Raw genomic sequence first — 25,740 nt, 5'->3', positions numbered from 1 at the left:
GTCCCGGGGGGCCGGGGCCCCGGTCGCGCTCCCGGAATCAGCTCCGGTCGTCGGCGTCGTCGTCACCGTCGTCCGCCGCGCTGTCGTCCCGCGCGTCGTCCCCGCTGTCCTCGCGGCTGTCGTCCCGGTCGTCATCCCTGTCGTCATCCCTGTCGTCCCGGTCGTCGTCCCGGGTGTCGTCCTCGCGGTGGTCCCCGTCCTCGTCCCTGTCGTCCCGGTCGTCGTCCGCGTCCCGTTCCGCATGCGTGATCTCCCCGGTGGCCGGGTCCACCCGCAGTTCGTGCTCCGTGCCGTCCTCGGCGCGGAGTTCCAGCTCCCAGGCGCCGTCGTCCAGCGTGGCCTCGCGCAGGGTCGCGCCCGTCTCGCGCTCGGCCAGGCGGATGGCCTCGGCCGCGTCCACGGCGGCGCCCTGGGGGGAGTCGTCGTCCCGGTCGGCCGGGCCGCTGCCCAGCACCTCGCCGCCGTCCTCCGCGATCAGCACCCGGTGCCAGGCGCCGTCCTCGCCGAGCACCTCCACCTCCCAGCCGCGCGCCCGGCCGTCGTCGTCCCGGTCGTCGTCCCGGTCGCCCCCGTGCCACTCGATCTCCGCGACAAGCCCCGGCACCTCGTCCAGCGCGGCCCCGGCCGCCCGCAGCGCGGCCGAGCCGTCCCCGTCCCCCTCCGCGCCGTCGAGCCCGACGTCCCGCGGCTGCGCCGCGGCGGCCACCGCGTCCGTTGCCCCGTCTCCGTCCCCCTCCGAGCCGAGCGCCGCGCCCGCCAGCGCGCCGCCGCCGATGACGGCGCCCGCCGCGGCCACCGCGATGATGATGTTGCGCTTCATGATCAGGTCCCTCCGAACGGTCTGTCCTCCGGTGCGGTCACGACCTTCGCGGATCGTTGCTGAAGCGGACCTGAAGCAACCTGAAGTCCTCTTCAGGAAGCATTTGCCAAGCTGGGCCCATGCGCGTGCTGATCGTGGAGGACGAACGCCGGCTGGCCCTCTCCCTCGCCCGGGGACTCACGGCCGAGGGCTTCGCCGTGGACGTGGCCCACACCGGGACCGACGGGCTGCACCGGGCGACCGAGGACGGCTACGACCTGATCATCCTCGACATCATGCTTCCGGGAATGAACGGCTACCGCGTCTGCTCCGCGCTGCGCGCCGCCGGGGACGAGACGCCGATCCTCATGCTGACCGCCAAGGACGGCGAGTACGACGAGGCCGAGGGCCTGGACACCGGCGCCGACGACTACCTCACCAAGCCGTTCTCCTACGTCGTCCTGGTCGCCCGCGTCCGCGCCCTGCTGCGCCGCCGGGGCCGTGGCGCCGCGCCCGCGCTGCGGATCGGGGACCTGGTCGTGGACCGGGCGGCCCGCCGGGTGACCCGGGGCGGGGCCGAGGTGACGCTGACGGCCAAGGAGTTCGCCGTGCTGGAGCACCTGGCCGGGCGGGCCGGAGAGGTGGTCCCCAAGGCCGAGATCCTGGCCCACGGCTGGGACTTCGCCTACGACGGCGACCCGAACATCGTCGAGGTCTACATCAGCACCCTGCGCCGCAAGCTCGGCCCCGGCCTGATCCACACGGTGCGTGGCGCCGGCTACCGCCTGGCGGCCGGCCGTGGGTAGCGTCCGGGCGCGGGCGGCGCTGGGCGCGACCGCCGTGGTCGCCGTCGCACTGATCGCGGCCGGGCTGGTGATGCTCGGCCTGCTGCGCGGCAACCTCGGCGAGCAGGTGGACCTCCAGGCCGATGTCGCCGCCCGCGACGTGGCCGGCCAGCTCGCCACCGGCACGGGATTCGAGGACCTGGAGCTGGACGGCGACGCCCCCGTGCAGGTGGTGGACGGGGACGGCCTGGTGCGGGCGGTCAACGACGGGCTCGAGGCGATCAGCGGCACCTCCACCTCCGTCGTCACGCCCCAGCGCCCCCCGGCGCAGCGGCAGCCCGCGCCCGGCGAGGACGGCGACGACGACAGCGACGCGGAGACCGACAGCGACAGCGATGACGATGACGATGACGAGGACGCCGGCACAGGCCTGCGCCCCGGCGAGATCGGGGACCGCGTCGCCCACCGCTCCGGCTCGGCCACCATCGACGGCCGCACGGCCGACTACCGCTTCGCCCAGGTCGAGGTGACCACCACGCGCGGCGAGGCGGCCGTCGTCCACGCGGGCGCCCCGGTGGGCGTGGAGCGCGCCGCCGTGGACAGCGTCCGCGACTCGATGCTGGTGGGCGTTCCCGCGCTGCTCGCCGTCGTGGCGGCTGTCACCTGGCTGGTCACCCGCCGCGCGCTGCGCCCGGTGGAGGGCATCCGCCGCGAGATGGCCGCCATCACCCGCTCCACCGACCTCACCCGCCGCGTGCCCGAGCCGCCCGCGCGGGACGAGATCGGCCGCCTGGCCCGCACCACCAACGAGACGCTCGCCGCGCTGGAGCACTCCGTGGAACGCCAGCGGCGCTTCGTCGCGGACGCCTCCCACGAGCTGCGCAGCCCCATCGCCTCCCTGCGCACCCAGCTGGAGGTGGCCGCCGCGCACCCCGAGCTGCTCGACCTGCCCGGCGCGGTGGAGGACACCGTCCGCCTCCAGACCCTGGCCGCCGACCTGCTGCTGCTGGCCCGGCTGGACGCGGGGGAACGCCCGCAGCGGGCGAGCGTCGAGCCGGCGGACCTGGTGGCCGAGGTCCTGCGGCGGCGGACGGGGGACCGCGTGCCGGTGCGCGCCGAGGGCCTTGCCCCCGTGCGGATCACCGGCTCCCCGGGCCAGCTCGCCCGGGTGCTGGGGAACCTCCTGGACAACGCCCAGCGCCACGCCGCCTCGGCCGTGCGGGTCTCGGTCCGGGCGGGGGAGCGGGGGCGGGCCGTCGTGGAGGTCGCGGACGACGGGCCCGGGGTGCCGGAGGAGGACCGGGAGCGGATCTTCGAGCGGTTCGTGCGGCTGGACGACGCGCGCAGCCGCGACGAGGGCGGCGCGGGCCTCGGCCTGGCCATCGCCCGCGACGTGGCCGAGCGCCACGGCGGGACCCTCACCGTCTCCCGCGCCCCCGAGGGCGGCGCGCTCTTCGCGCTGACGCTGCCCCCGGCCTCCCCGGCCCCGGACGACGGCGCCGCCGGCTAGGCCGCGTCCCGGCCCGGCTGAGCTGCGGGGCCCGGCGCCGGGCCGGCCTCCCCGGCGGGGGCGCCCGGCTCGCGGCGCTCGGCCGGCCGCGCCGGGGCGTGGCCCTCGCGGAGGTGTTCGGCGACCGGGTCGAGGGAGCGGTGGAGCGCGGCCAGGTCCTCCTCGCTGAGGAGGTCCACGAAGTGCCGCCGCACCGAGGCGACATGGTGCGGCGCGACCTCCCGCATCGTGGCCCAGCCGTGCTCGGTCAGCGCCGCGAACAGACCGCGCTTGTCGGAGTCGCAGTGCTCGCGCCGCACCAGCCCGGCCCGCTCCATCCGCGTGATCTGGTGGGAGAGCCTGCTCTTGGACTGGAGCGTGGCGGCGGCCAGGTCGCTCATCCGCATCCGGTGCCCGGCGGACTCGGAGAGGTTCACCAGGATCTCGTAGTCGTTCATGGTCAGGCCGAACGGCTGCAGGTCCCGCTCCAGCCGGTGCATCAGCAGCTTGCTGACCGCCAGATGGGTGCGCCAGGCGCGCTGCTCCTCGTCGCTGAGCCAGCGCGGGGCGGGCTCGCCGGGATCGGTCTCCATGGCCTGCACTCTAACCAACGGCCGACCCCCGCCCGCCTCGCCCGGACGGCGGGCTGCCACAATGACCGAGGGCTTGTGCGTGCGTTCACAAGGGCCGAACGCCCCGGCCGCGCGCCCGGCGCCCCCCACCCGACCCCACTCCACAGAGGGAAAGCGGCCTTCGGACCATGGAACTCAAGACAGCCTCCGCCCTCCGCCGGCTCCGCCTGGTCTCCGCCCCCGAGGCGGTCTCCTTCCTGCTGCTCCTGCTCTGCTCGGTGCTGCGCAGGACGACCGACTTCGACGCGGTGCCCGTGATGGGCATGGTGCACGGACTCCTGTTCATCGCGTACGTCCTGATGTGGGCGGACGCGTGGAACCGCGCCAAGTGGCCCGTGCGGACGGCCGTCTGGTACCTGCTGATGTCGGTGCTCCCGGCCGGCGGCTTCTTCGCGGAGCGGCGGCTGCGCCGCGCCCAGGAGGACGCGGTGATCGCCGCCAGGGTCCGGCGCGAGGGCGTCGTCAGCGCCTGACGGCCCCTCGGCCGGACGCCCCGCGCGGCCGGCGGGGACCCGCTCCCGCTTAGCTCACTCGGACCCTCCCGGTTCGACACAGCCCCCGAACTGACGTGTCGTTGATATGTCGGTTTTGCGGCTTTCGTCGTTCAGGGAGGCAACGTGCGGCTCGGAGGCTACGACTACGAGACCTACAGCCGACTCGCCGGGCCCCTCACCGAACCCGAGCCCCACTACCGGGTCCGCTACCGGACCCTCATCGCGCGCGAGCCCCACCGAATACGCGCCACGCTGCTGATGACGCTGGCGCCGCTGCTCTCCGCCGTCCTGCTGCTGTGGCTGATCTGGCCGAGCCACTGGACCGAGCGCGAGAACGCCGCCTGGTGGCTGCCGGCCGCCGACGCCGTGATGCTCGGCGGCATCGCCGTCATCGAGGTCTTCCGCCTCGTCAACGTCGTCTCCGTCGCCCACGCCACCCTCGTCGCCCGCGACCCCGTTCCCGTGGTCCCCGAGGTCGGCACCCGGGTCGCCTTCCTCACCACCTACGTGCCGGGCAAGGAGCCCCTGGCCATGGTCCGCGCGACCCTGGAGGGCGCCGTCCGCCTCCGGCACGCCGGGACCCTCCACGTCTGGCTGCTCGACGAGGGCGACGACCCCGTCGTGCGCGAGCTGTGCGGCGAGCTGGGCGTGCGCCACTTCACCCGCAAGGGCGTTCCCGAGTGGAACCAGCCCACCGGCCGCCACCGGGCCGGCACCAAGCACGGCAACTACAACGCCTGGCTCCAGGCGCACGGCGAGGAGTACGACTACTTCGCCTCCGTGGACACCGACCACGTGCCGCTGCCCGGCTACCTGGAGCGGATGCTGGGCTACTTCCGCGACCCGGACGTCGCCTTCGTCGTCGGCCCGCAGGTCTACGGCAACTACGCGGCGCCGGTGACCAAGGCGGCCGAGAGCCAGCAGTTCCTCTTCCACGCCCTCATCCAGCGGGCCGGGAATCGCTACGGCTCCCCGATGTTCGTGGGCACCAACAACGCCGTGCGGATCTCCGCCCTGCGCGCCGTCGGCGGCCTGGCCGACTCGGTCACCGAGGACATGGCCACCGGCTTCGAGCTGCACCGCGCGGTCAACCCCGACACCGGCCGCCGCTGGCGCTCCGTCTACACCCCGGACGTGCTCGCGGTCGGCGAGGGCCCCTCCTCCTGGACCGACTTCTTCTCCCAGCAGCTGCGCTGGTCGCGCGGCACGTACGAGACGATCCTGCGCCAGTACGGCCGGGGCCCCAACCGCCACACGGCCGGCACCCTCTTCAACTACTCGCTGATGCTGGCGTTCTACCCCATGGCGGCCGTCACCTGGGTGCTCGGGGCCCTGGGCTGCACGCTCTACCTCACCCTCGGCGCCTCCGGCACGCAGGTCGCCTCCTCCGTATGGATGATGCTCTACAGCGACGTGGCCGCCCTTCAGATCGGCCTCTACGTCTGGAACCGGCGGCACAACGTCTCCCCGCACGAGCCCGCCGGCTCCTCCGGCGCCGCCGGGATGCTGATGTCCGCGCTGTGCGCCCCCGTCTACGCCCGCTCGCTGCTGGACGCGCTGCTGCGGCGGCGCTGCGGCTTCGTCGTCACCCCCAAGGGCCGCGAGGCGAGCCCCGACCGGCCGGCCACCTTCCGCCTCCACCTCTTCTGGGCGGCGATCCTCGGAACGGCCTTCGCCGTCTCGGCCGTCCTCGGCCACACCCACGTGGCGATGCGCACGTGGGCCCTCCTGGCCCTGGCCATCTGCGTCGCGCCTCCGGCGGTGTGGTGGCTGAGCACCCGCGGCGCCCCCGAGCCGCTGGCGGCGTCCACGGTCACCGTGCCCGAGCCGTCCGCCAGCGGCGCGCCTGAGCCTGCGGCCGCGTGCGCCCCCGGCGCGGTCGGCGACCGCGCCCGGGTGCGAGGCTCCGCCTCCACGCCGGCCCCGGCGTTCGCTCCGGCCGCGCCCGGCCAGAATGCCGGCTCGGCGCCGGGCCGGGCGTTCGCCTCAGGCCGGGCCGGGACGGAGGCCGGCAAGGAGCCGGAGCCGGCGCTCGTTCCGGGGGCCTGCGGCCGGGCGGCCGTTCTCGCCGCGGACGGCGGTCCGGCGGCGGAGCCGGAGGCCGCACACGCGGGGGCCCTCCCGGCTCCGCCGGACAGCGCGCGAGCGGCCGCGTCCGGCGCGGAGCCGGCAACCGAAGTCGCCGCCGGGGACCCGGCCCCCGGCGGCGCATACGCCGCAACGCACGAGCGGGAGCTGATCTGACGCCATGCGATACCGACCCAGCAGCCGCATGAAGAAGACCGCCGCCGGCACGGGGGTGACCCTGCTGCTCGCCGGCCTCAACATCCCCGCCGCGCTCAGCTTCGCGCAGGAGCGCCTGCACGAGTACCGCGTCTCGCGCCCCGAGTACATGGCGCGCTACGGCTCCTGGGAGGTCATCGACATACCCGAGGAGTACCGGACCAACGCCATCCACGCCGCCCTGCTGCGGACCGGCAAGGTCCTGCTGATCGCCGGCTCCGGCAACCAGCAGGAGGAATTCGACGCCGGCAGCTTCCAGACGGTCCTGTGGGATCCGGAGGACAACACCTTCACCGAGGTCCCCACCCCCGAGGACCTGTTCTGCGCCGGCCACGCCCAGCTCCCCGACGGCCGCCTCCTCGTGGCCGGCGGCACCGCCCGCTACGAGGTCCTGGGCGACGCCGTCACCCACGCCGGCGGGCCGATGCTGATCAAGAACGAGAACCCCGACCGGCGGCGTAAGTTCCCCGAGGGCACCCGCCTGCGTTCGCCCGAGGGCCGGGAGTACGTCACCGAGGCCGCCGTCACCGTGCCGCCCGCCACCAAGGAGGTCGTGGGCGGCGAGGTCCAGGTCACGGCCAGCGAGGTCCGGGTCTTCGTCACCGCCGTCGAGGAGGGCGAGGCCGGTGTCGCGACCGAGCCCGCGCAGTACTCCATCGAGGGCCTGAGCGCCGAGGACGCGGGCGACCTCTACGGCATGGCCGGGCAGCTCACGCTGGAGGACCAGGACTTCCAGGGCATCGACGCGGCCTTCGAGTTCGACCCGGAGGCCGAACGCTACGTGCCGGTCGCCCGGATGGAGGAGGCCCGCTGGTACCCCACGCTGACCGCCCTCCCGGACGGCCGGGTGCTGACCGTCTCGGGCCTGGACGAGGTCGGCGAGGTGGTCCCGGGCATCAACGAGATCTACGACCCGAAGACCAAGACCTGGTCCGAGGGCCCCGAGCGCTACTTCCCCACCTACCCCGCGCTCTTTCTCACCCAGGGCGGGGAGATCTTCTACACCGGCTCCAACGCCGGCTACGGCCCGGCCGACGAGGGCCGCGAGCCGGGCCTGTGGGACCTGGAGTCCAACACCTTCACGGAGGTCGGCGGCCTCAGCGACGCCGACCAGCTCGAGACCTCCGCCTCCCTGCTGCTGCCCCCGGCCCAGGAGCAGCGGTTCATGGTGCTGGGCGGCGGCGGGGTCGGGGAGTCCGAGGAGTCCACCGAGCGCACCGCGATCATCGACCTCACCGAGGAGAATCCCCGCTACCGCGACGGGCCCCCGCTGCCCCAGGGCACCCGGTACCTCAGCAGCGTGATCCTCCCCGACGACACGGTCTTCACCTCGGGCGGCTCGGAGGACTACCGGGGCCGGGGCGACAGCGACATCCTCAAGGCGCAGTTCTACGACCCGGCCACCAACTCCTTCCGGCCCGCCGCCGACCCCACCGTGGGCCGCAACTACCACTCCGAGGCGCTGCTGCTGCCCGACGGGCGGGTGGCCACCTTCGGCTCCGACCCGCTGTTCGGGGACGCCGACAACACGCGGATGGGCGAGTTCGAGAAGCGCATCGAGGTCTACACCCCGCCCTACCTCCACGACGGCCGCGAGGAGCGGCGCCCCGCGCTGGGCGAGGGCCCCGAGCGGGCCGCGCCGGGGGAGACCGTCACCTTCGCGACCGGGCAGTCGGGCCGGATCGCCGAGGCGCGGCTGATGCGCCCCAGCGCGGTCACCCACACCACGGACGTGGAGCAGCGCTCCCTCCAGCTTGAGGTGCGGCGCGGCGCGGGCGGGGTGTCGTTCACCCTCCCCGAGGACCCCGCGCTGGTGCCGCCCGGCTGGTACATGCTCTTCGTCAGCGACGAGGAGGGCACGCCCTCGGAGGCGAGGTGGATCCAGATCGGGGAGGGGCTGGCCAAGGACTGAGGCGCCGGCCCGGGGGCTATTCGCCCGAGCCCTCCTCCTCCCCCCGGGCCAGCGCCAGGGCGTACTCCGGCCACCACTGCCCCGGCGGGGGCCCGCCCCGGCACTCGCCGTCCGACTCGCCGGGCCGCTTGATCCACAGGTAGGCGTCCACCAGCGGGTCGCCGGTCTCGGCGGTCGGGGCGGCGCCCAGCGCCCGGCCCGGCGGGTTGCACCAGGGCTCGTCCGTGCCCTCGTAGGGGCCGTTGCCGTTGCGGCTGGTGTCGATGACGAAGTGCGCCCCGCCCAGCAGCTCCGACAGCTCCCGCCCGTACTCCGTGCTGGCCTCGGTGGTCTGGAAGTTGGCGACGTTCAGCGCGAACCCGTCGGCGCCCTCCAGGCCCGAGCGCTCCAGCGCCCGCGCCAGCCGGCCGGGGTCCTCGATCCAGTCGGGGTTCCCCGCGTCCAGGTAGACCCGCGTGTTCGGCTGCCGCTTCAGCCGCTCCACGGCCTCGGCCAGCAGCGCGAACCGCTCCTCCACGTACACCGGGGCCGTGCAGCCGTCCGCCGTGTGCGGCACCGCGTCCGGCTCCAGGATCACGATGGTCCGCGCGTCCCCGATGGCCTCGGCGAACGACCCCAGCCACTGCCGGTAGGTCTCCGCCCCCGAGGCGCCGCCGCGCGAGTACTGGCCGCAGTCGCGGTGCGGGATGTTGTACGCCACCAGCAGCGCCGTCCGCCCCTCCGCGCCCGCCGCCTCCGTCACCGCCCGCACCTGCGGGCTGGGGTCGCGCTCCCCGGAGGGCCAGTGGGCCATCGGCCGGTCCGCGATCCGGCGCAGCGCCCGCGCGTCCTCGGCCCGCCCCTGGCGTTCCCACTGCGCGACCTGCCGCGCGGCCGGGCTGTCCGGGTCCACCCAGAACTCGCCCTCCGCCTCCGCGGCCCGCTCGGCCGGCGGGTCCTCGCCGCCGTCCTCCCCGGCGGACCCGGGGGAGCAGCCGAGGCCGAGGAGCACACAGCACCCGGCCGCGGCCAGCACGGTCCGGCGCCGGGGGTGCCGGGGGGAGGGCGCGGAGGGGCGGGGAGGCGTGGGGGAGGGCGCGTGCCAGCCGTACATGGCGTCATCGTGCCACGACGGTGCGTGCCCGTCCGGGATCAGCGCCGCGCCAGGTAGCCGCGCACGGCCCGGTGCAGCGCCCGGTTCACCGCCCCGTCCAGCCGCAGCTCCCACTCCCCGGCCAGCTCCACCACCTCGCCGCCGGTGCCCAGCTTCCAGCGCAGCAGTCCGAACGGCCGCTCGTCCGGGTCCAGGGTCTGCGGCACCCCGCGCATGTCGTAGACCGAGGCGCCCCGGGCGTGCGCCTCCCGCAGCAGCCGCCACTGGAGGGCGTTGCTCGGCCGCACCTCGCGCAGATGGTCGGACGAGGCCCCGGTCTGGTACCAGGCCCGCGCCCCGTCGGCCGAGTGCAGCAGGGTGTGCGCGGCCAGCACCTCGCCGTTCCACCGGGCCGTGAACAGCCGCATGGCGCCCGGCCGGTCCTCGTTCAGCGCGGCGTACTGCCGCTGGTAGTACTCCAGGGTGCGGCCGAGCCGGAAGCCGTCCCGGCGCTCGGTGACCCCCAGCAGGCGGTGGAACGCCGGCAGGTCCGCCGCCCCGGTCTCGGCGGTCTCCACGCCGGCGCGCCCGGCCCGCTTGACGTTGCGCCGCCACTCCTGGTTCAGCCCGGCCCACAGGTCCTCGGGGGAACGCCCTGCCAGCGGCACCTCGACCACCAGCCGGGGCTGCGCGTCCCCGCCGCCCTCCTCGGCGCAGCGCTGCCAGCCCGCCGCGCGGAGCTGTTCCGACACGGCTGCGCCCAGCGGCTCGACGCGGTCGGCGAGCACGTCCGTGACGCGGCGGCCCGGGCCGACGGCGGCCTTCAGGGTGCGCGCCGACCAGCGCCGGTACGCCAGCGGCGGGCCCATCCGGACCGCGAACACGCCCCGGTCGGCGAGGTGGGCGAGCAGCGGCGCGAGCCGGTCCGCCAGGCCGGGGGAGGCCCAGTCGATCACCGGGCCCTCGGGCAGGTAGGCGAAGGAGCGGCGCAGCCCCGGCAGCTCGCGGCGCAGCACCAGCGCGGCGCCCACCAGCCGCTCGCCCTCCCGCCAGCCCAGGCTCTCGGCCCGCCAGCCGGGCTTGACCCGGGCCCAGGCCGGGGTCTGGAGGAAGCTGACGTGGCCCAGGCCCGCGTCCGACCGGTCCCGGCAGCCGCGCAGGAACGCCAGGTGCTCGGCCGGGGTCAGCCCGACCAGCCGCGGCGTCGCGGCCTGCGCGGTCCGCTGGGCGGGCGCGGCGGGTGCGGTCGGCGCGGCGGGCGGTCTCGTGGCGTGCGGCTCGCCGCGCGGCGGCGCCGGCGGGGTCGTCGTCCCGGGCATGCGCTTCTCCTCGGTCGGTGCGAGCGGGCCCGGACGAACCCGCTCGCCCTCCACCACGCCCGGGGGCCGCCGGAGGTGACAGAGAGATTCGCGACAGTGCGGGCGGCTTCCCGGGCGGGCCCGGCGCGGGCAGACTCCCCCTCCGTGGGAGAGCGGGCGGAGGGGGACCGGGCGGAGGAGGGGGAGCGGGGCTTCGAGACCTTCTACGCCGCCACCGCCCCGCGCCTGGTCGCGGCCGTCTGCGCGCTGACCGGCGACCCGGCCGAGGCGGAGGACGCCGTGCAGGAGGCGTACGCCCGCGCCTGGCAGCGCTGGGCGCGGCTGGCCCGCGAGGGCGACCCGCTGCCCTGGGTGCGCACGGTCGCGCTGCGGCTGGCGGTCAGCTCCTGGCGCAAGGCCCGCAACCGGCTGCGGGCCCAGTTCCGGCACGGCCCGCCGCCGAACGCCGCGGCCCTGGCCCCCGACCACGTCGCGCTGGTCGCCGCGCTTCGCGCGCTGCCCGCCGCCCAGCGCACGGCCGTGGTCCTGCACCACCTGCTCGACCTCCCCGTGGCCCGGGTGGCGCGGGAGACCGGCGCGTCCGAGGAGGCGGTGCGCGCCCGGCTCAGCCGTGGCCGCAAGGCCCTCCGCGAACGGCTGGCCGAGGAAGGCCCCCGTCCCCCGGCGCGGGCGCGGCCCGTCCCGAGCGAGAAAGGCGTGCGTTCCGGATGACCGACCCCCTGGACGACCTGGACAGGCGGCTGGCGGAGTTCGCCCGGCACGCGGAGGCCCTGGCCCCGCCGGCCGCGGCGGGCGCCGCCGCGGCCCGCCGGCGCGGCGAGCGGCGCCGGGCCCGGCGCCGGGCGTCGGCCGCCGCCTCCGCCGCGGCGGTGGCCCTGATCTCGCTGGCGACCTGGCAGTTCGGCTCCTGGCCCGGCCCGCCCGTCACGGTCCCGCCCGCCCACGGCGGCGAGGCCACGCCGGCCGAGACGGAACGCCCCCGGCCCGTGCCGCCGCCCGGGCTGCTGCCGCGGCCCGAGCAGCTCGCGTGGCGCCTCGCGGGCCGGGACGTGGCCGCCGACCCGGTGCTGCACGCCCTGCGCGAGCACTGCGGCCTGACGGGCACGGGCGCCCCCCCGGCCCGGGAGACCGAGGCGGAGGAGGGCTACGAGGGCCGGGCCGGCGCGGTCGCCGACTACCGGCTGCTGCGCTTCGACTCGGAGACGGAGGCCGCCGTGGCGGAGGCGTGGCTGGTGCAGCCGGACGTCGCGCCCGGGACCGCCTGCGCGTTCAACGCGCGGACCGCCGATCGCGGCGAGGGGACGGTCGACCTGTCCGTGCCGCCGGACGCCGTCCTGGACCTGGGCTCGCTGGGGATATGGGACGGCCGGCTCTACGTCGTCCGGGACGGCGCGCGGCTGGCCCTGCTGCTGACCGCCGCGCCCCTGCCCGGGTCGTTCGCCGGGGACGAGGAGTGGGCCCTGCCGCGCGATGCCCCGGACCCGACGGCCCTCTGCCTGACCGAGCTGCTGGCCACCGGCGGCCCCTGCCGCCCAATCGTCGAAACCCCCTCACCCGCGCGCTGACCGGCCGGTAGGGTCGCAGCCGTGCCCAAGCCGCTCAGCCTTGACTTCGACCCGATCGCCCGCGCCGACGAGCTGTGGACCCGGCACTGGGGGCCCGCGCCGTCCATGGCGGCGATCACCTCGATCATGCGCGCCCACCAGATCCTGCTCGCCGAGGTCGACGCGGTCGTCAAGCCCTACGGGCTGACCTTCGCCCGGTACGAGGCGCTGGTGCTGCTGACGTTCAGCAAGGCCGGCGAGCTGCCGATGTCCAAGATCGGCGAGCGGCTGATGGTCCACCCGACCTCGGTCACCAACACCGTGGACCGCCTGGTGCGCTCCGGCCTGGTCACCAAGCGGCCCAACCCGAACGACGGACGCGGCACCCTGGCCACCATCACGGACGAGGGACGGCGGGTGTGCGAGGCGGCCACCCGCGACCTGATGGCCGCGGAGTTCGGGCTCGGCGCCTACGACGGGGACGAGTGCCGCGAGATCTTCGCGCTGCTGCGCCCGCTGCGGGTGGCCGCCCGGGACTTCGAGCCGGGGCCCGGGGAAGATCGCCCCGAATGACCGGATAGGCTCGGGCGGCATGAAGCGGAGTGTGCTCACGCGGTATCGCGTCATGGCCTACGTCACCGCGGTGATGCTGCTGGTCCTGTGTACCTGCATGGTCTTCAAGTACGGCTTCGACATGGGCGAGGACGTCACTCTGGCGGTGTCCCAGGTCCACGGCCTGCTGTACATCGTCTACCTGGTGCTCGCCTTCGACCTGGGGCAGAAGGCGCGCTGGCCGTTCGGCAAGCTGCTGGGCGTGCTCGTCTCGGGCACCGTTCCCTTCCTGGCCTTCTGGGTCGAGCGGCGGGTCACCGCCGAGACGCTGCCGCTGGTCGAGGCCGCCCCCGGCCAGGAGGCCGAGCCCGTCAAGGCGTAGCCCTCGCCCCGTCCGCCTCGCGCGGGCGGGGTCCTCGCTCGACATTTACTTGGACGTCCAAGTAAATTGGGGGCATGGACGCACACGCCATCACCGCGGGCCGCCGCCGCTGGCAGGCCCGCTTCGACGCGGCCCGCACCCGGGACGCCGACTTCACCACGCTCTCCGGCGACCCCGTGGAGCCCGTCTACGGACCCCGCTCCGGCGACCGGTACGAGGGCTTCGAGCGCATCGGCTGGCCCGGGGAGTTCCCCTTCACCCGCGGCCTGCACGCCACGGGCTACCGCGGCCGGACCTGGACGATCCGGCAGTTCGCCGGCTTCGGGAACGCCGAGCAGACCAACGAGCGCTACCGCATGATCCTCGACGCGGGCGGCGGCGGCCTGTCCGTCGCCTTCGACATGCCGACCCTGATGGGCCGCGACTCCGACGACCCCCACGCCCTGGGCGAGGTCGGCCACTGCGGCGTGGCCGTGGACTCCGCCGCCGACATGGAGGTCCTCTTCCGCGGCATCCCGCTGCACGAGGTCACCACCTCGATGACCATCAGCGGCCCGGCCGTCCCCGTCTTCTGCATGTACCTGGTCGCCGCCGAGCGGCAGGGCGCGGACCTCGCCGCGCTCGACGGCACGCTCCAGACCGACATCTTCAAGGAGTACATCGCGCAGAAGGAGTGGCTCTTCGCCCCCGGGCCCCACCTGCGCCTCATCGGCGACCTGATGGAGTACTGCGCGGAGCACGTCCCGGCCTACAAGCCCCTGTCCGTCTCCGGGTACCACATCCGCGAGGCCGGGGCCACGGCCGCGCAGGAGCTGGCGTACACGCTGGCCGACGGCTTCGGGTACGTCGAGCTGGGCCTCTCCCGCGGCCTGGACGTCGACGTCTTCGCGCCCGGCCTGTCGTTCTTCTTCGACGCGCACCTCGACTTCTTCGAGGAGATCGCCAAGTTCCGCGCCGCGCGCCGCATCTGGGCCCGCTGGATGCGCGACGTCTACGGGGCGACCTCGGAACGCGCCCAGTGGCTGCGCTTCCACACCCAGACCGCCGGCGTCTCCCTCACCGCGCAGCAGCCGTACAACAACGTCGTCCGCACGGCCGTCGAGGCGCTGGCCGCGGTCCTGGGCGGCACCAACTCCCTGCACACCAACGCCCTGGACGAGACCCTGGCCCTGCCCAGCGAGCGCGCCGCCGAGATCGCGCTGCGCACCCAGCAGGTGCTGATGGAGGAGACCGGCGTCGCCAACGTGGCCGACCCGCTGGGCGGCTCCTGGTACGTCGAGCAGCTCACCGACCGGATCGAGGCCGAGGCCGAGAAGACCTTCGCGCGGATCCTGGAGCGAGGGCGCCGGGCGGTGCCGACGGGGGAGCACCCCATCGGGCCCATGACCTCGGGGCTGCTGAGCGGCATCGAGGACGGCTGGTTCACCGGCGAGATCGCCGAGTCCGCCTTCCGCTACCAGCAGGCGCTGGAGAAGGGGGAGAAGCGGGTCGTCGGGGTCAACGTCCACCGCGGCTCCGTCACCGGGGACCTGGAGATCCTGCGGGTCAGCCACGAGGTGGAGCGCGAGCAGCGCCGGGTCCTGGCCGAACGCCGCGCCGCCCGCGACGAGGGGCGGGTGCGCGCCGCCCTCGACGCGCTTCTGGCCGCGGCCCGCTCAGGCGCGAACACGGTCCCCCCGATGCTGGAGGCCGCCCGCGCCGAGGCCACCCTCGGCGAGATCTGCGGCCTCCTGCGCGAGGAGTGGGGCACCTACACCGAGCCCCCCGGCTTCTGAGGCCCCCGCGCGCGGGCCGCGGCCGGCCCTCACCCTCGCCGGCCCGGAGGCCGGGCGCGTTCCGGAAGCCGGGCCGGAAGGGGGAGACTGGTCCCATGCAGCCACGCAACATGTCCATGAGCGGAGCCGTCGACCTCTCCGCGGTGAAGGCGGCCGCCGAGGCCAAGCAGAAGGCCGAGCAGGCCCGCGCCCAGCGGGCCGCGCAGGCGACGGGCGGGCAGCAGCCGGCGGGCGGCGCCCCGGCCGTCCAGCTCGTCATCGACGTCGACGAGGCGGGATTCGAGCAGGAGGTGCTCCAGCGCAGCGCCGAGGTGCCCGTCGTCGTCGACTTCTGGGCCGAGTGGTGCCAGCCGTGCAAGCAGCTCAGCCCCATCCTGGAGCGGCTGGCCCAGGAGTACGCCGGGCGGATCGTGCTCGCCAAGATCGACATCGACGCCAACCCCGTGCTCCCGCAGCAGTTCGGCGTGCAGGGCATCCCCGCGGTCTTCGCGGTGATCGCCGGGCAGGCCCTGCCGCTGTTCCAGGGCGCGGCGCCCGAGCCGCAGGTGCGGCAGGTGCTCGACCAGCTCATCGCGGCGGCCGAGCAGCGCTTCGGCATCACCGGCCTCCAGGTCGACCCGGACCAGGCCGCCGCGGCGGCGGCCGGGCAGCCGGGCCCCCCGGCCCCGCCGGAGAACCCCACCCTGGCCGCCGCGCACGCCGCGCTGGACGCCGGCGACCTCGGCGGGGCCGTTCAGGCGTACCGGAACGTCCTGGCCGACGAGCCGGCCAACGAGGAGGCCAAGCTCGGGCTGGCCCAGGCGCAGCTCCTGGAGCGGGTGCAGGCGATGGACGCCGAGCGGGTCCGCAAGGACGCGGCCGACCGCCCGGCCGACGTGGCCGCGCAGCTCGCCGTGGCGGACCTGGACCTGGTCGGCGGGCACGTCGAGGACGCCTTCGGGCGACTCGTTGCGACTGTGCAGCGCACGGCGGGGGAGGAGAGGGACAGCGCGCGCCTGCGCCTGCTGGAGTTGTTCGAGGTCGTGGGCCCGGACGACCCCCGGGTCTCCGCGGCGCGCACGGCCCTGGCCAGGGTGCTCTTCTGACCCGGCTGATAAATCCGCGCACTCAGGGCGACCCCGCTTTGCCAAATCTTGGTAAACGGGGTCGCCGTTACCTGGGGTCACGAGGCCCGAGAGTTTCGGTGCATTACGCCCGATTGGTGACCTTGTGACCCCCGTGAAACGGTGGACGGAGCGTGTGATTCCAGTGATCTCTACCCGTCCTCCGCTTCATTCTCATTACCCGCAAGTAACGAACCTCTTGTGTCGCGCGGTGAGATGCACCACGATCGGCGCAGCCGATGACGCCACGCATCGGCCTTCGGAGCAGGGGGGTACCCGCCGGTAACGCGGGGCCTGTTTCCGATGCAAACGGCCGCGGCTGCGGCCGGTGGCTGTTCCCGGGGTAGCAGCCCGGGGGCACGCGCTTCTCCTCCCCGGGCGCCGGACGCTCGCTGACCGTCGGGCGAGGCGCAGGGAGATGTTCGTCCGAGAAGGAGGAAAGTCAATGGAGTCACAGGCTCGCGGCGGCACCAGATGGCGCCGGTTCGGGCTGGTGATGGTGCCCAGTGTGGCCGCCACCGCCGCCATAGGCATTGCCCTGGCCCAGGGAGCGCTCGCCGCGTCGTTCGCGGTTTCCGGGCAGGAATTCAAGGTGTCGGCGGACAGCCTGGACGGCCACGGCCTCGTCCAGTACGGCTCGCTCGTCCGCCCCTCCGGCCAGGGCCCGCAGCCGGTCGTCGTCTCGGCCTTCGACAGCGCCGACATCGTCAACCTCTGCCAGTCCGTGGTCATCCCGGGCGTCCCGTTCCTGGGAGAGGTCACCATGCGCATCAACGCGGGCAGCGACCCGGACAACCCGGTGCACGCCGAGAACCTCTTCATCGACATCGCGCAGCTCGACGCCGACGCCGTGTTCTCCAACATCGACATCGGCGTCAGCGTGGACGAGGCGACCGAGGGCATGGACCTGCCGGAGAACAGCACCGTGCCCGGCTCCTTCGCGCAGCAGGCCGAACACGCCTACCTGTCCGACGTCGAGCAGACCGCGTGGGCCACGTCCGCGGGCACGTTCCGGCTGACCGACCTCAGCCTGCGCCTGTCCCGAGGTGACGACGCCGAGTGCTTCTGACCGAGTGAAGCCGCCGGAAGCCCGGGACGAAAGGGCTGGCAGACCCCGCCGTCCCGGGACACCGGCCGACATGCCGCCTCGCGGCGTCGCCGCCGTATCGTGCATCCCGCCAACGAACGCGCCACCAGGGGAGTACGTGCTGTGAGCACCAACATCGAGGGTTCCGTCAGGACGACCGCCTCGCCGTTCACCCGCGGACGCATCGCGTTCCGCAACTTCCGGTGGCGGCGGCCGTTCTGGGCCGGCCTCTTCACCATGATCGCCTCCGCGCCCATCGCGTGGTTCCCGTACCGGGGGGTCAACTTCGGCGACCTCACCATCCGGATGGCCACCACGGCCGGGGCGGGGTCCCTCGTCATCGCCGGCCTGCTCGCGGTCCTCGGGCTGACCATATGGTTCCAGCCCCAGGTCCGGATATTCGCGGGCGTCGCGGCGATCCTCCTGGCCCTGGTCTCCCTGATCGTCTCCAACTTCGGGGGCTTTCTCATGGGCTTCTTCCTCGCCCTCATCGGCGGCGCCATGAGCGTCGCCTGGGCACCCGGCGACGGAGGGTCCGCCGGGGCGGGCGCCGCGGGCACGTACGGCACGACGGCCGCGGGCACCGCCCAGGGCGGGGAAGGGCCGGCGCACGGCCCGGAGACCACGGCGCCGCTCGCGGCAGCCGCGGACGCCGAGGCGCCGGAGCCGGCCGGCGATCCGGGGAAGGGAAAGCATCGTGCCCAGTGACGACATAGCGACCCCGGCCGCCGAGGAGGAGTGGCCCGAGGAGGAGGGGCACGGCCGCGAGAACGGCGGCGCGCGCCACTCCGCGCCCCGCAGGTCGCTGCTGCGCCGGCTGCACATGCCGGTGGGCAAGGCCATCGCCCTGGCGGCGATGCCCTCGGCCGCGCTGCTGGGGGTGGGCTTCACCTCCCCGCTGGCCAAGGCCGACCCGGCGCCGGAGAACCCCTTCCAGGACGGCCCCTGCATCGAGATCACCGAGGACGCGGCCACGGGCGACACCGCCGCCGGCGAGGAGGGGACGCCGCAGGAGGCTCCCGGAGAGTCCGCCACGGACGAGGCGGGGGAGCCGGGCGAGGCGGAGCCGACGGACGGGGCGGACGCGCCGGAGGGGGCGGGGGAGACGGGCGGGGACACCGCCGCGCAGCAGGACAGGGCCCAGGAGGGCGACGCCTCCGCCGGCACCGGGGAGGACACGGCCGGGGACGGCGCGGACGAGGACGAACGCCGCGCCTCCGGGGAAACGGCCGGGGAGACCGCCGGGAGGACCGCGGAGGAGACGGCCGGGGAGCAGCCCGGGCAGGAGACTCCCGCCGAGGATGAGGCCGAGGGCACCGGCGAGGAGGAGACCGGCGAGGACGCGGCCGAGGAGCCGCGCAACCCGCTGGACCCGCTGGGCATAGGCCAGGGCCTGGCCGACCTGGTCGGCGGCCTGATCGACCTCATCACCCCCGGTGACCGCACGGAGGACCCGGAGGAGGCCGACGGGGGCGCGGAGGACCCCGAGGGCACCGACGGGTCGGACGGCACGGACGGCGGGGACGGCGGGGACGGCGGGGACGGCGGGGAAGAGGGAGAGGGCGCCGGGTCGGGGGACGACGGCGCGAGCGGCGAGCAGCCGCCCCCCGCCCCCGAGGACGAGAACGAGGACCCGGCCCCCGCCGGCGGCGCGGAGGCCGCCCGCGAGGAGCACCCGGCCGACGAGCCCGCCGAGGAGCAGGAGGAGGGCCGGGCCGCGGACGGCGCCCCCGGGGAGGCCGCCGGCGAGGAGACGACCGACGAGACCGGCGAGGCGGCGGACAACGCCCCCGGCGAGGCGGACCCGCTCGCTCCCGACGCGGAGGGGCGCGAGCCGTTCCCCTGCCCGGAGGAGCGCCGGGTCGCCGGAACGGACGAACAGACCCCGGTCGTTCTCCCGAACCAGCCCTGGTACCTGGAGGCCAGCTACCTCACCCTGCGCGGCCTCGACTACCACGGCGTCGTCAACGTCACCACCGCGGACGGCACGGTCAAGCAGGTGCTGAAGTTCACCGCCGAGATGGTCGACATCGGCGACCTGCACCAGACCGTGGACGCGCCCGGCGGCCTGCGCAACCACGTGGAGGCGGCCCCCGGCTCCAACTCCACCTTCCGGGACGGGCCGGTCACGATGTACACCGAGCGCCTGGCGGGCAACCTCTTCGGCGTCATCCCGATCGTCTTCGACCCCGAGCACGAGCCGCCGCTGGACATCCCGCTGGCCCACTTCACGGATGTGTCCGTCACCCAGGCGGGCCAGTTCGGCGGGACCCTGACGATTCCGGGCATGCAGGTCTACATCACGCAGGACGGGCCGACTCCGCGCCCGGAGTGACGCGCGCAGAGTGGCCCGGAACCGCCGCTGAGAGAAGCTGTCGGAAGCCGTCGGAAGCCGTCAAAGGCCGCCGTCAGACCCCCTGGTGACCCCCGAGGTGGTGCACCCGCACCATGTTCGTCGTGCCCGGGACGCCGGGGGGCGACCCGGCCGTGATGATCATGGTGTCCCCGACGGCGAATCGGTTGAGCCGCGACAGCTCCGCGTCGCACAGCTCCACCATCTCGTCGGTGTGGTCCACGTGCGGCACCACGAAGGTCTCCACCCCCCAGCTCAGCGTGAGCTGATTGCGCGTCGCCGGCTCGGAGGTGAAGGCCAGGATCGGCTGCACCGCCCGGTACCGCGACAGGCGCCGGGCGGTGTCGCCCGACTTGGTGAACGCCACCAGGGCCTTGCCGTCGAGGAAGTCCGCCATCTCGCAGGCGGCCCGCGCCACCGAACCGCCCTGCGTGCGCGGCTTCTTGCCCGGCACCAGCGGCTGGAGCCCGCGCGAGAGGAGGTCCTTCTCGGCGGCCACCACGATCCGCGACATGGTCTTGACGGTCTCGATCGGGTACCGCCCCACCGAGGACTCCGCCGAGAGCATCACCGCGTCCGCGCCGTCCAGGATGGCGTTGGCCACGTCGGAGGCCTCCGCGCGGGTGGGGCGCGAGCTGTTGATCATGGACTCCATCATCTGGGTGGCCACGATCACCGGCTTGGCGTTGCGCCGGCACAGGTCGATCAGCTTCTTCTGCACCATCGGCACCCGCTCCAGCGGGTACTCCACAGCGAGGTCGCCGCGCGCCACCATCACGCCGTCGAAGGCCAGGACGACCTCCTCCATGTTGTCCACGGCCTGCGGCTTCTCGACCTTGGCGATCACCGGCACCCGGTGCCCGACCCGGTCCATCACGGCGTGCACGTCGCGGATGTCGGCGGCGTTGCGCACGAAGGAGAGTGCGACCATGTCCGCGCCCAGGCGCAGCGCGAACTCCAGGTCCTCCACGTCCTTTTCGGACAGAGCCGGGACGTTGACGGCCACGCCGGGAAGGTTGATGCCCTTGTGGTCGGAGATGACGCCGCCCTCGATGACGATGGTGCGCACCCGGGGCCCGTCCACCTCGGTCACCTGGAGGGAGACGTTGCCGTCGTTGATCAGGACCGTCTCGCCCTTGGCCACGTCCCCGGGCAGGCCCTTGTAGGTGGTGCCGCAGATCGTGCGGTCCCCGGGCACGTCCTCGGTGGTGATGGTGAACTCGTCGCCCCGCCGCAGCTCCACGGGCCCGTCGGCGAAGGTCTCCAGGCGGATCTTCGGCCCCTGGAGGTCGGCCAGCACCCCGATCGGCCGCCCCGTCTCCTCGCTCGCCTTGCGGAGCCGGTGGTAACGCTCCTCGTGCTCCGCGTGCGAGCCGTGGCTGAAGTTGAACCGGGCCACGTTCATCCCGGCGTCGATCAGGGCCTTGAGCTGCTCGAAGGAGTCGACCGCAGGGCCCAGCGTGCAGACGATCTTGGAACGGCGCATGAGGCGCTCTCTCTCGTTTTGTTCCGTCTGGGAATTATCAAAAGTCAGGTTATCCGAACACTCTTCGGCGCACGGGCGGAACTCAGGTGGTGACCAGGGCGAAAGCCTGGGTGGCGATCTCCAGTTCCTCGTCCGTGGGCACCACGGCGACCGCGGTCCGAGCGTACTCGGGAGAGATGATCCGGGGCTCCCGGCCGGGGGCGTTGTTCAGCCGTTCGTCAACGGCCAGACCCAGCACGTCGAGCCCCTCGACGGCCGCCGCCCGCACCCGCGCCGCGTTCTCCCCGACGCCCGCCGTGAACGCCACCGCGTCCACCCGGCCCAGCACGGCCGTGTACGCGCCGAGGTACTTCCGCAGCCGGTGGATGTACACGTCGAACGCCAGCCGCGCGCGTTGATCGCCCTCGTCCACCCGGCGCAGCACCTCGCGCATGTCGTTGTCCCCGCACAGCCCGGCCAGCCCCGAGCGTTCGTTCAGCAGCGCGTCCACCTCCTCGGGCTTCATCCCGGCCACCCGCGCCAGCAGGAAGACCACGGCCGGGTCGATGTCGCCGGACCGGGTACCCATCACCAGCCCCTCAAGCGGAGTCAGTCCCATCGAGGTCTCCACACACCGGCCTCCCGCCACCGCCGAGGCGGAGGCGCCGTTGCCCAGGTGCAGCACGATGACGTTGACCTCGGCGGGCTCGCGGCCCAGCAGCGCGGCCGTGCGCCGGGAGACGTAGGCGTGCGAGGTGCCGTGGAAGCCGTAGCGGCGGATGCGGTGCTCCTCGGCGACGCGGGCGTCGAGGGCGTAGCGGGCGGCGGGCTCGGGGATCGTGGTGTGGAAGGCCGTGTCGAAGACCGCCACCTGGGGAACGCCCGGGTTCAGCGCGCGGGCGGTGCGGATGCCCGCGAGGTTGGCCGGGTTGTGCAGCGGGGCCAGCGGGACCAGGCGTTCGATCTCCTCCAGCACCTCCTCGTCCACGACCACCGGCTCGGTGAACCGCTGCCCGCCGTGGACCACCCGGTGCCCCACCGCCGCCAGGTCCGGCGCGTCCGGCGGCAGCCCGTCGGCGGCCAGCTCCTCGGCGGCGGCCCTCAGCGCGGCGGCGTGGTCGGGCACCTCGAGCTCGCGCTCGCGCCGCTTCCCGCCGCGCGGGGTGTGGGCCACCCGGCCGCCGCCCTCGCCGATCCGCTCCACCAGGCCGGCGGCCAGCCGGGCCGGGGCGCCGTCCTCGGTGCCCTCCATCTCCAGTAGCTGGTACTTCACCGACGAGGAGCCGGAGTTGAGCACCAGCACCCGGTTCGCGCGCGTCATGTCCCTGCCTCCTGCTCGCCGTGCTCCTGCTCGCGGTCCTCGCGCCCGGCCCGCTGGGCCTGGACGGCGGTGATCGCCACCGTATTCACGATGTCCTGCACCAGCGCGCCGCGCGACAGGTCGTTCACCGGCTTGCGCAGCCCCTGGAGCACCGGGCCCACCGCCACCGCGCCCGCCGAGCGCTGCACGGCCTTGTACGTGTTGTTGCCGGTGTTCAGGTCGGGGAAGATCAGGACGGTCGCCCGCCCGGCGACCCGCGAGTGCGGCAGCTTCGCCGCCGCCACCGAGGGCTCCACGGCCGCGTCGTACTGGATCGGCCCCTCCACCAGCAGATCCGGTCTCAGCCGCCGCACCAGCCCGGTCGCCTCCCGCACCTTCTCCACGTCCGCGCCCGCCCCCGACTCACCCGTGGAGTACGACAGCATCGCGATCCGCGGCTCCACGCCGAACTCCGCCGCCGTCGCCGCCGACTGGATCGCGATGTCCGCCAGTTGAGTGGCGTCCGGGTCGGGGTTCACCGCGCAGTCGCCGTAGACCAGCACCCGGTCCGCCAGGCACATGAAGAAGACCGAGGAGACGATCGAGACCCCCGGCTTGGTCCGGATCACCTCGAAGGCCGGGCGTATCGTCGCCGCCGTCGAGTGCGCCGCCCCCGAGACCATCCCGTCCGCCAGGCCCTCGCGCACCATCAGCGTCCCGAAGTACGAGACGTCCGCGACCACGTCGTGGGCCAGCTCGAACGTCACGCCCCGGTGCGCCCGAAGCCGCGCGTACACCTCGGCGAAGCGTTCCCGCAGCGGCGAGGACGCCGGGTCCACGATCGCGATCCCCTCGCCCGTGCCCAGGTCGATGCCCAGGTCCGCGGCCCGCTTGCGGACGGCCGTCTCCTCGCCCAGCAGCGTCAGGTCGCACACCTGCCGCCGCGCCAGCACCTCCGCCGCCCGCAGCACCCGGTCCTCCGTGCCCTCGGGGAGCACCACGTGCCGCCGCTCCGCCCGGGAACGCTCGATCAGCCGGTGCTCGAACATCATCGGCGTCACCCGGTCCCCGGGCGCCAGCGCGATCCGCCGGGTCAGCGCCTCCGCGTCCACGTGCGTGTCGAACAGGCCCAGCACCAGCTCCGCCTTCCGCGGCGTCTCCGCCGTCAGCCGGCCCTCCAGGCCCGACAGCTCGGTGGCCGTGGCGAACGACCCGCCCGGCACCGAGAGCACCGGCGTGCCCGGGGCCAGCCGCGCCGCCAGGGCCATCGTCTCCTCGCCCGGGTGCTCGCCCAGCGTCAGCAGCAGCCCGGCCACCGGCGGGGCGCCCGCGGCGTGCGCGGCCAGCGCCCCCACCACCAGATCCGCCCGGTCCCCGGGCGTGATCACCAGGCAGCCCTCGGTCAGCGCCGGCAGGAACGAGGGCAGCATCGCGCCGCCGAAGACGTAGCCGCGCACGTCCCGGCCCAGCCCGGCCGCGTCCCCCTGGAGCACCTTCGCGCCCACCGCCTCGGCCGCCTGCGCCACCGTCGGGGCGGCCAGCGCCGGGTCCTCCGGCAGCACGTACAGCGGCACCGGCAGGTCCGGCGCCCCGCGCGCCGCCCCGGCCGCCTCCGCGGGCACCCGGTTGGCGAGCATCGCCACCACCTGGCAGCCCAGCGAGGCGAAGGCGTGGTGGGCGTTGCGCACCTCCGCCAGCAGCGCGGCGGCGTCCTGGCCCAGGCCGGAGACCACCGGCAGCACGGCCGCGCCGAACTCGTTCGCCAGCCGGGCGTTCAGCGTCAGCTCCGCCGGGAGTTGCGTGTCGGCGTAGTCCGTGCCCAGCACCAGCATCGCCTCGTAGCCGCCGGCCGCCGCGTGGTAACGCTCCACCAGGGCCGTCACCAGCTCGTTCAGGCCGCGCTCCGCCTGGAGGGCCGCGGCCTCCTGATATGTCATCCCGCGCGCCGCCGCCCGCTCCAGCCGGTACCGCGCCCGCAGCAGCTCCCCGACCGGGTCGGGCCCCGGGTGCACCAGCGGCCTGAACACGCCCACCCGCCCCACCTGGCGGGACAGCAGCTCCATCATCCCCAGCTCGACAGCCTGCCGGCCGTCTCCCCGCCCGATCCCGGCGACGTACACGCTCCGCGTCATTCCACGACGGTACCGGCGGCTCCGGCGCGCCGCCCCGGCGGGCGGCGGGCTCCCGCGCGCGCCGGCCGCGCGCGTCCCGGCGGGCCGAGGCCGTTCGATCCGCGCCCGCCGTCGTGAAAGAATCCGGAACGCACCGGCTATCGCGCGAGGGTGCGGCCTCGCTCACAACCGTTCCACCCCCACCCCTCCCTCCCAGCCAGAGCACAAGCGAGCAAGCGAGCAGGAGAGCGAGCCATGCGCATCGGAGTTCTGACCGCGGGCGGCGACTGCCCCGGCCTCAACGCCGTGATCCGGTCGGTCGTGCACCGCGCCGTGGTGGACCGCGGCGATCAGGTGATCGGGTTCGAGGACGGCTTCCGCGGCCTGCTGGAGGGCCGCTACCGGGAGCTGGACATCGACTCGGTCAGCGGCATCCTGGCCCGCGGCGGCACCATCCTCGGGTCCAGCCGCCTGGAGCGGAACCGGCTGCGCGAGGCGTGCGACAACGCCGAGGCGTTCCGGCAGGAGCTGAGCCTGGACGCGCTGATCCCGATCGGCGGCGAGGGCACCCTGACGGCCGCCCGCATGCTGTCGGACGCGGGCATCCCGGTGGTGGGCGTGCCCAAGACCATCGACAACGACATCTCCGCCACCGACCGCACCTTCGGCTTCGACACGGCCGTGGGTGTGGCCACCGAGGCCATCGACCGCCTCAAGACGACGGCCGAGTCGCACCAGCGGGTCATGGTCGTGGAGGTGATGGGGCGGCACGCCGGCTGGATCGCCCTGGAGGCGGGCATGGCGGGCGGCGCGCACGGCATCTGCGTGCCGGAGCGGCCGTTCCAGCTCGACGACCTGTGCAAGATGATCGAGGACCGCTTCGCCCGGGGGAAGAAGTTCGCCGTCATCTGCGTCGCCGAGGGCGCCCGCCCGGCCGAGGGCACGATGCCCTACGAGCGCGGCGCGATCGACGCCTACGGGCACGAGCGGTTCACCGGCATCGGGCAGCGGATGGCCAGCGAGCTGGAGAAGCGCCTGGGCACCGAGGCCCGCGCGATGATCCTGGGCCACATCCAGCGCGGCGGAACGCCCACCGCCTACGACCGCGTTCTGGCCACCCGCTTCGGCTGGCACGCCGTCGAGGCCGCGCACCGCGGCGAGTTCGGCATGATGACGGCCCTGCGCGGCACGGAGATCGTGATGACCCCGCTGGCCCAGGCGACGATGGAGCTCAAGCGCGTCCCGCAGAACCGAATGGACGAGACGGAGGCGGTCTTCTAGCC

At 74.6% G+C, this 25,740-nt stretch carries 21 protein-coding genes and 1 pseudogene; 15 read left to right on the top strand and 7 right to left on the bottom strand.

Going from position 1 to position 25,740, the window contains the following annotated elements; all coding sequences use genetic code 11:
* Positions 1-37: 37 nt before the first annotated feature.
* Positions 38-820 carry a PepSY domain-containing protein gene (locus RM780_RS08395; RefSeq protein WP_311629921.1) on the bottom strand — a complete coding sequence of 261 codons (783 nt, stop codon included), beginning with the start codon at positions 818-820 and terminating at the stop codon, positions 38-40.
* A 119-nt stretch (positions 821-939) separates the two neighbouring features.
* Between RM780_RS08395 and RM780_RS08390 the strand changes: the two genes are divergently transcribed.
* Entirely contained in the window at positions 940-1,605 is a 666-nt protein-coding gene (locus RM780_RS08390; protein ID WP_311629920.1) for a response regulator transcription factor, read from the top strand.
* A complete protein-coding gene (locus tag RM780_RS08385) occupies positions 1,598-3,094 on the top strand; it encodes a sensor histidine kinase (protein WP_311629919.1) in 1,497 nt (498 codons plus the stop codon). The genes RM780_RS08390 and RM780_RS08385 overlap by 8 nt, the downstream gene beginning before the upstream one ends.
* 107 nt (positions 3,095-3,201) lie before the next feature.
* Here the strand turns inward: RM780_RS08385 and RM780_RS08380 are convergent.
* Positions 3,202-3,666, bottom strand: a pseudogene (locus RM780_RS08380) (MarR family winged helix-turn-helix transcriptional regulator); the annotation flags it as partial.
* Between the two features lie 167 nt (positions 3,667-3,833).
* On the opposite strand from RM780_RS08380, the gene RM780_RS08375 reads away from it, so the two are divergent.
* From RM780_RS08375 to RM780_RS08365, 3 genes are all read left to right on the top strand, one after another.
* Positions 3,834-4,178 (top strand): DUF3817 domain-containing protein, encoded by a 345-nt coding sequence (locus RM780_RS08375; protein ID WP_311629918.1) that lies wholly within the window; start codon positions 3,834-3,836, stop codon positions 4,176-4,178.
* A gap of 144 nt (positions 4,179-4,322) precedes the next feature.
* Entirely contained in the window at positions 4,323-6,443 is a 2,121-nt protein-coding gene (locus RM780_RS08370; RefSeq protein WP_311629917.1) for a glycosyltransferase family 2 protein, read from the top strand.
* A gap of 4 nt (positions 6,444-6,447) precedes the next feature.
* A complete protein-coding gene (locus tag RM780_RS08365; RefSeq protein WP_311629916.1) occupies positions 6,448-8,394 on the top strand; it encodes a radical copper oxidase GlxA in 1,947 nt (648 codons plus the stop codon).
* Positions 8,395-8,410: 16 nt separating this feature from the next.
* Here RM780_RS08365 and RM780_RS08360 read toward each other — a convergent pair whose 3' ends face one another.
* Both RM780_RS08360 and RM780_RS08355 read right to left on the bottom strand, forming a co-directional pair.
* Positions 8,411-9,487: a glycoside hydrolase family 6 protein gene (locus RM780_RS08360; protein WP_311629915.1), complete on the bottom strand. Its 1,077-nt coding sequence runs from the start codon at positions 9,485-9,487 to the stop codon at positions 8,411-8,413.
* A gap of 38 nt (positions 9,488-9,525) precedes the next feature.
* Positions 9,526-10,785: a lipid II:glycine glycyltransferase FemX gene (locus RM780_RS08355; RefSeq protein WP_311629914.1), complete on the bottom strand. Its 1,260-nt coding sequence runs from the start codon at positions 10,783-10,785 to the stop codon at positions 9,526-9,528.
* A gap of 144 nt (positions 10,786-10,929) precedes the next feature.
* On the opposite strand from RM780_RS08355, the gene RM780_RS08350 reads away from it, so the two are divergent.
* The 9 genes from RM780_RS08350 to RM780_RS08310 all read left to right on the top strand — a co-directional run bounded on the left by RM780_RS08350 (position 10,930) and on the right by RM780_RS08310 (position 19,563).
* Positions 10,930-11,496: a SigE family RNA polymerase sigma factor gene (locus RM780_RS08350; protein WP_311629913.1), complete on the top strand. Its 567-nt coding sequence runs from the start codon at positions 10,930-10,932 to the stop codon at positions 11,494-11,496.
* On the top strand, positions 11,493-12,350 hold the full coding sequence (locus RM780_RS08345; protein ID WP_311629912.1) for a hypothetical protein: 858 nt from the start codon (positions 11,493-11,495) through the stop codon (positions 12,348-12,350). Before RM780_RS08350 ends, RM780_RS08345 begins: the two co-directional genes overlap by 4 nt.
* A 21-nt stretch (positions 12,351-12,371) precedes the next feature.
* The gene (locus RM780_RS08340; protein WP_311629911.1) at positions 12,372-12,902 is read left to right on the top strand and encodes a MarR family winged helix-turn-helix transcriptional regulator; all 531 of its coding nucleotides are present in this window, start codon (positions 12,372-12,374) and stop codon (positions 12,900-12,902) included.
* Positions 12,903-12,921: 19 nt separating this feature from the next.
* Complete coding sequence (locus RM780_RS08335; protein WP_311629910.1) at positions 12,922-13,263, top strand: DUF3817 domain-containing protein; 342 nt, start codon at positions 12,922-12,924, stop codon at positions 13,261-13,263.
* 74 nt (positions 13,264-13,337) lie between these two features.
* Positions 13,338-15,038, top strand: coding sequence for an acyl-CoA mutase large subunit family protein (locus RM780_RS08330; RefSeq protein ID WP_311629909.1), 1,701 nt, complete (start codon positions 13,338-13,340; stop codon positions 15,036-15,038).
* A 95-nt stretch (positions 15,039-15,133) separates the two neighbouring features.
* Positions 15,134-16,123 carry a tetratricopeptide repeat protein gene (locus tag RM780_RS08325; RefSeq protein WP_311629908.1) on the top strand — a complete coding sequence of 330 codons (990 nt, stop codon included), beginning with the start codon at positions 15,134-15,136 and terminating at the stop codon, positions 16,121-16,123.
* Between the two features lie 463 nt (positions 16,124-16,586).
* Positions 16,587-17,210 carry a DUF6230 family protein gene (locus RM780_RS08320; RefSeq protein ID WP_311629907.1) on the top strand — a complete coding sequence of 208 codons (624 nt, stop codon included), beginning with the start codon at positions 16,587-16,589 and terminating at the stop codon, positions 17,208-17,210.
* Between the two features lie 141 nt (positions 17,211-17,351).
* Complete coding sequence (locus tag RM780_RS08315; RefSeq protein WP_311629906.1) at positions 17,352-17,936, top strand: DUF6114 domain-containing protein; 585 nt, start codon at positions 17,352-17,354, stop codon at positions 17,934-17,936.
* Positions 17,926-19,563: a hypothetical protein gene (locus RM780_RS08310; protein WP_311629905.1), complete on the top strand. Its 1,638-nt coding sequence runs from the start codon at positions 17,926-17,928 to the stop codon at positions 19,561-19,563. The genes RM780_RS08315 and RM780_RS08310 overlap by 11 nt, the downstream gene beginning before the upstream one ends.
* Before the next feature lie 73 nt (positions 19,564-19,636).
* Here the strand turns inward: RM780_RS08310 and pyk are convergent, their stop codons facing one another.
* From pyk to pta, 3 genes are all read right to left on the bottom strand, one after another.
* A complete protein-coding gene (gene pyk, locus RM780_RS08305) occupies positions 19,637-21,067 on the bottom strand; it encodes a pyruvate kinase (protein ID WP_311629904.1) in 1,431 nt (476 codons plus the stop codon).
* Between the two features lie 82 nt (positions 21,068-21,149).
* Entirely contained in the window at positions 21,150-22,367 is a 1,218-nt protein-coding gene (locus RM780_RS08300) for an acetate kinase (RefSeq protein WP_311629903.1), read from the bottom strand.
* Positions 22,364-24,478 carry a phosphate acetyltransferase gene (pta, locus tag RM780_RS08295; protein ID WP_311629902.1) on the bottom strand — a complete coding sequence of 705 codons (2,115 nt, stop codon included), beginning with the start codon at positions 24,476-24,478 and terminating at the stop codon, positions 22,364-22,366. Before pta ends, RM780_RS08300 begins: the two co-directional genes overlap by 4 nt.
* Positions 24,479-24,712: 234 nt before the next feature.
* On the opposite strand from pta, the gene RM780_RS08290 reads away from it, so the two are divergent.
* On the top strand, positions 24,713-25,738 hold the full coding sequence (locus RM780_RS08290) for an ATP-dependent 6-phosphofructokinase (RefSeq protein WP_311629901.1): 1,026 nt from the start codon (positions 24,713-24,715) through the stop codon (positions 25,736-25,738).
* Positions 25,739-25,740 lie beyond the last annotated feature (2 nt).

It is taken from the genome of Streptomyces boetiae (assembly GCF_031845405.1).
Lineage (GTDB): Bacteria > Actinomycetota > Actinomycetes > Streptomycetales > Streptomycetaceae > Streptomyces > Streptomyces boetiae.
This window is presented reverse-complemented; position numbering and strand designations above follow the sequence as displayed.

Coding starts and splice junctions, on each gene's coding strand:
- RM780_RS08395 (WP_311629921.1), bottom strand. CDS start 820: ATGAAGCGCAACATCATCATCGCGGTGGCCGCGGCGGGCGCCGTCATC.
- RM780_RS08325 (WP_311629908.1), top strand. CDS start 15,134: ATGCAGCCACGCAACATGTCCATGAGCGGAGCCGTCGACCTCTCCGCG.
- RM780_RS08375 (WP_311629918.1), top strand. CDS start 3,834: ATGGAACTCAAGACAGCCTCCGCCCTCCGCCGGCTCCGCCTGGTCTCC.
- RM780_RS08360 (WP_311629915.1), bottom strand. CDS start 9,487: ATGTACGGCTGGCACGCGCCCTCCCCCACGCCTCCCCGCCCCTCCGCG.
- RM780_RS08330 (WP_311629909.1), top strand. CDS start 13,338: ATGGACGCACACGCCATCACCGCGGGCCGCCGCCGCTGGCAGGCCCGC.
- RM780_RS08345 (WP_311629912.1), top strand. CDS start 11,493: ATGACCGACCCCCTGGACGACCTGGACAGGCGGCTGGCGGAGTTCGCC.
- pta (WP_311629902.1), bottom strand. CDS start 24,478: ATGACGCGGAGCGTGTACGTCGCCGGGATCGGGCGGGGAGACGGCCGG.
- RM780_RS08290 (WP_311629901.1), top strand. CDS start 24,713: ATGCGCATCGGAGTTCTGACCGCGGGCGGCGACTGCCCCGGCCTCAAC.
- RM780_RS08335 (WP_311629910.1), top strand. CDS start 12,922: ATGAAGCGGAGTGTGCTCACGCGGTATCGCGTCATGGCCTACGTCACC.
- RM780_RS08300 (WP_311629903.1), bottom strand. CDS start 22,367: ATGACGCGCGCGAACCGGGTGCTGGTGCTCAACTCCGGCTCCTCGTCG.
- RM780_RS08320 (WP_311629907.1), top strand. CDS start 16,587: ATGGAGTCACAGGCTCGCGGCGGCACCAGATGGCGCCGGTTCGGGCTG.
- RM780_RS08365 (WP_311629916.1), top strand. CDS start 6,448: ATGCGATACCGACCCAGCAGCCGCATGAAGAAGACCGCCGCCGGCACG.
- pyk (WP_311629904.1), bottom strand. CDS start 21,067: ATGCGCCGTTCCAAGATCGTCTGCACGCTGGGCCCTGCGGTCGACTCC.
- RM780_RS08355 (WP_311629914.1), bottom strand. CDS start 10,785: ATGCCCGGGACGACGACCCCGCCGGCGCCGCCGCGCGGCGAGCCGCAC.
- RM780_RS08390 (WP_311629920.1), top strand. CDS start 940: ATGCGCGTGCTGATCGTGGAGGACGAACGCCGGCTGGCCCTCTCCCTC.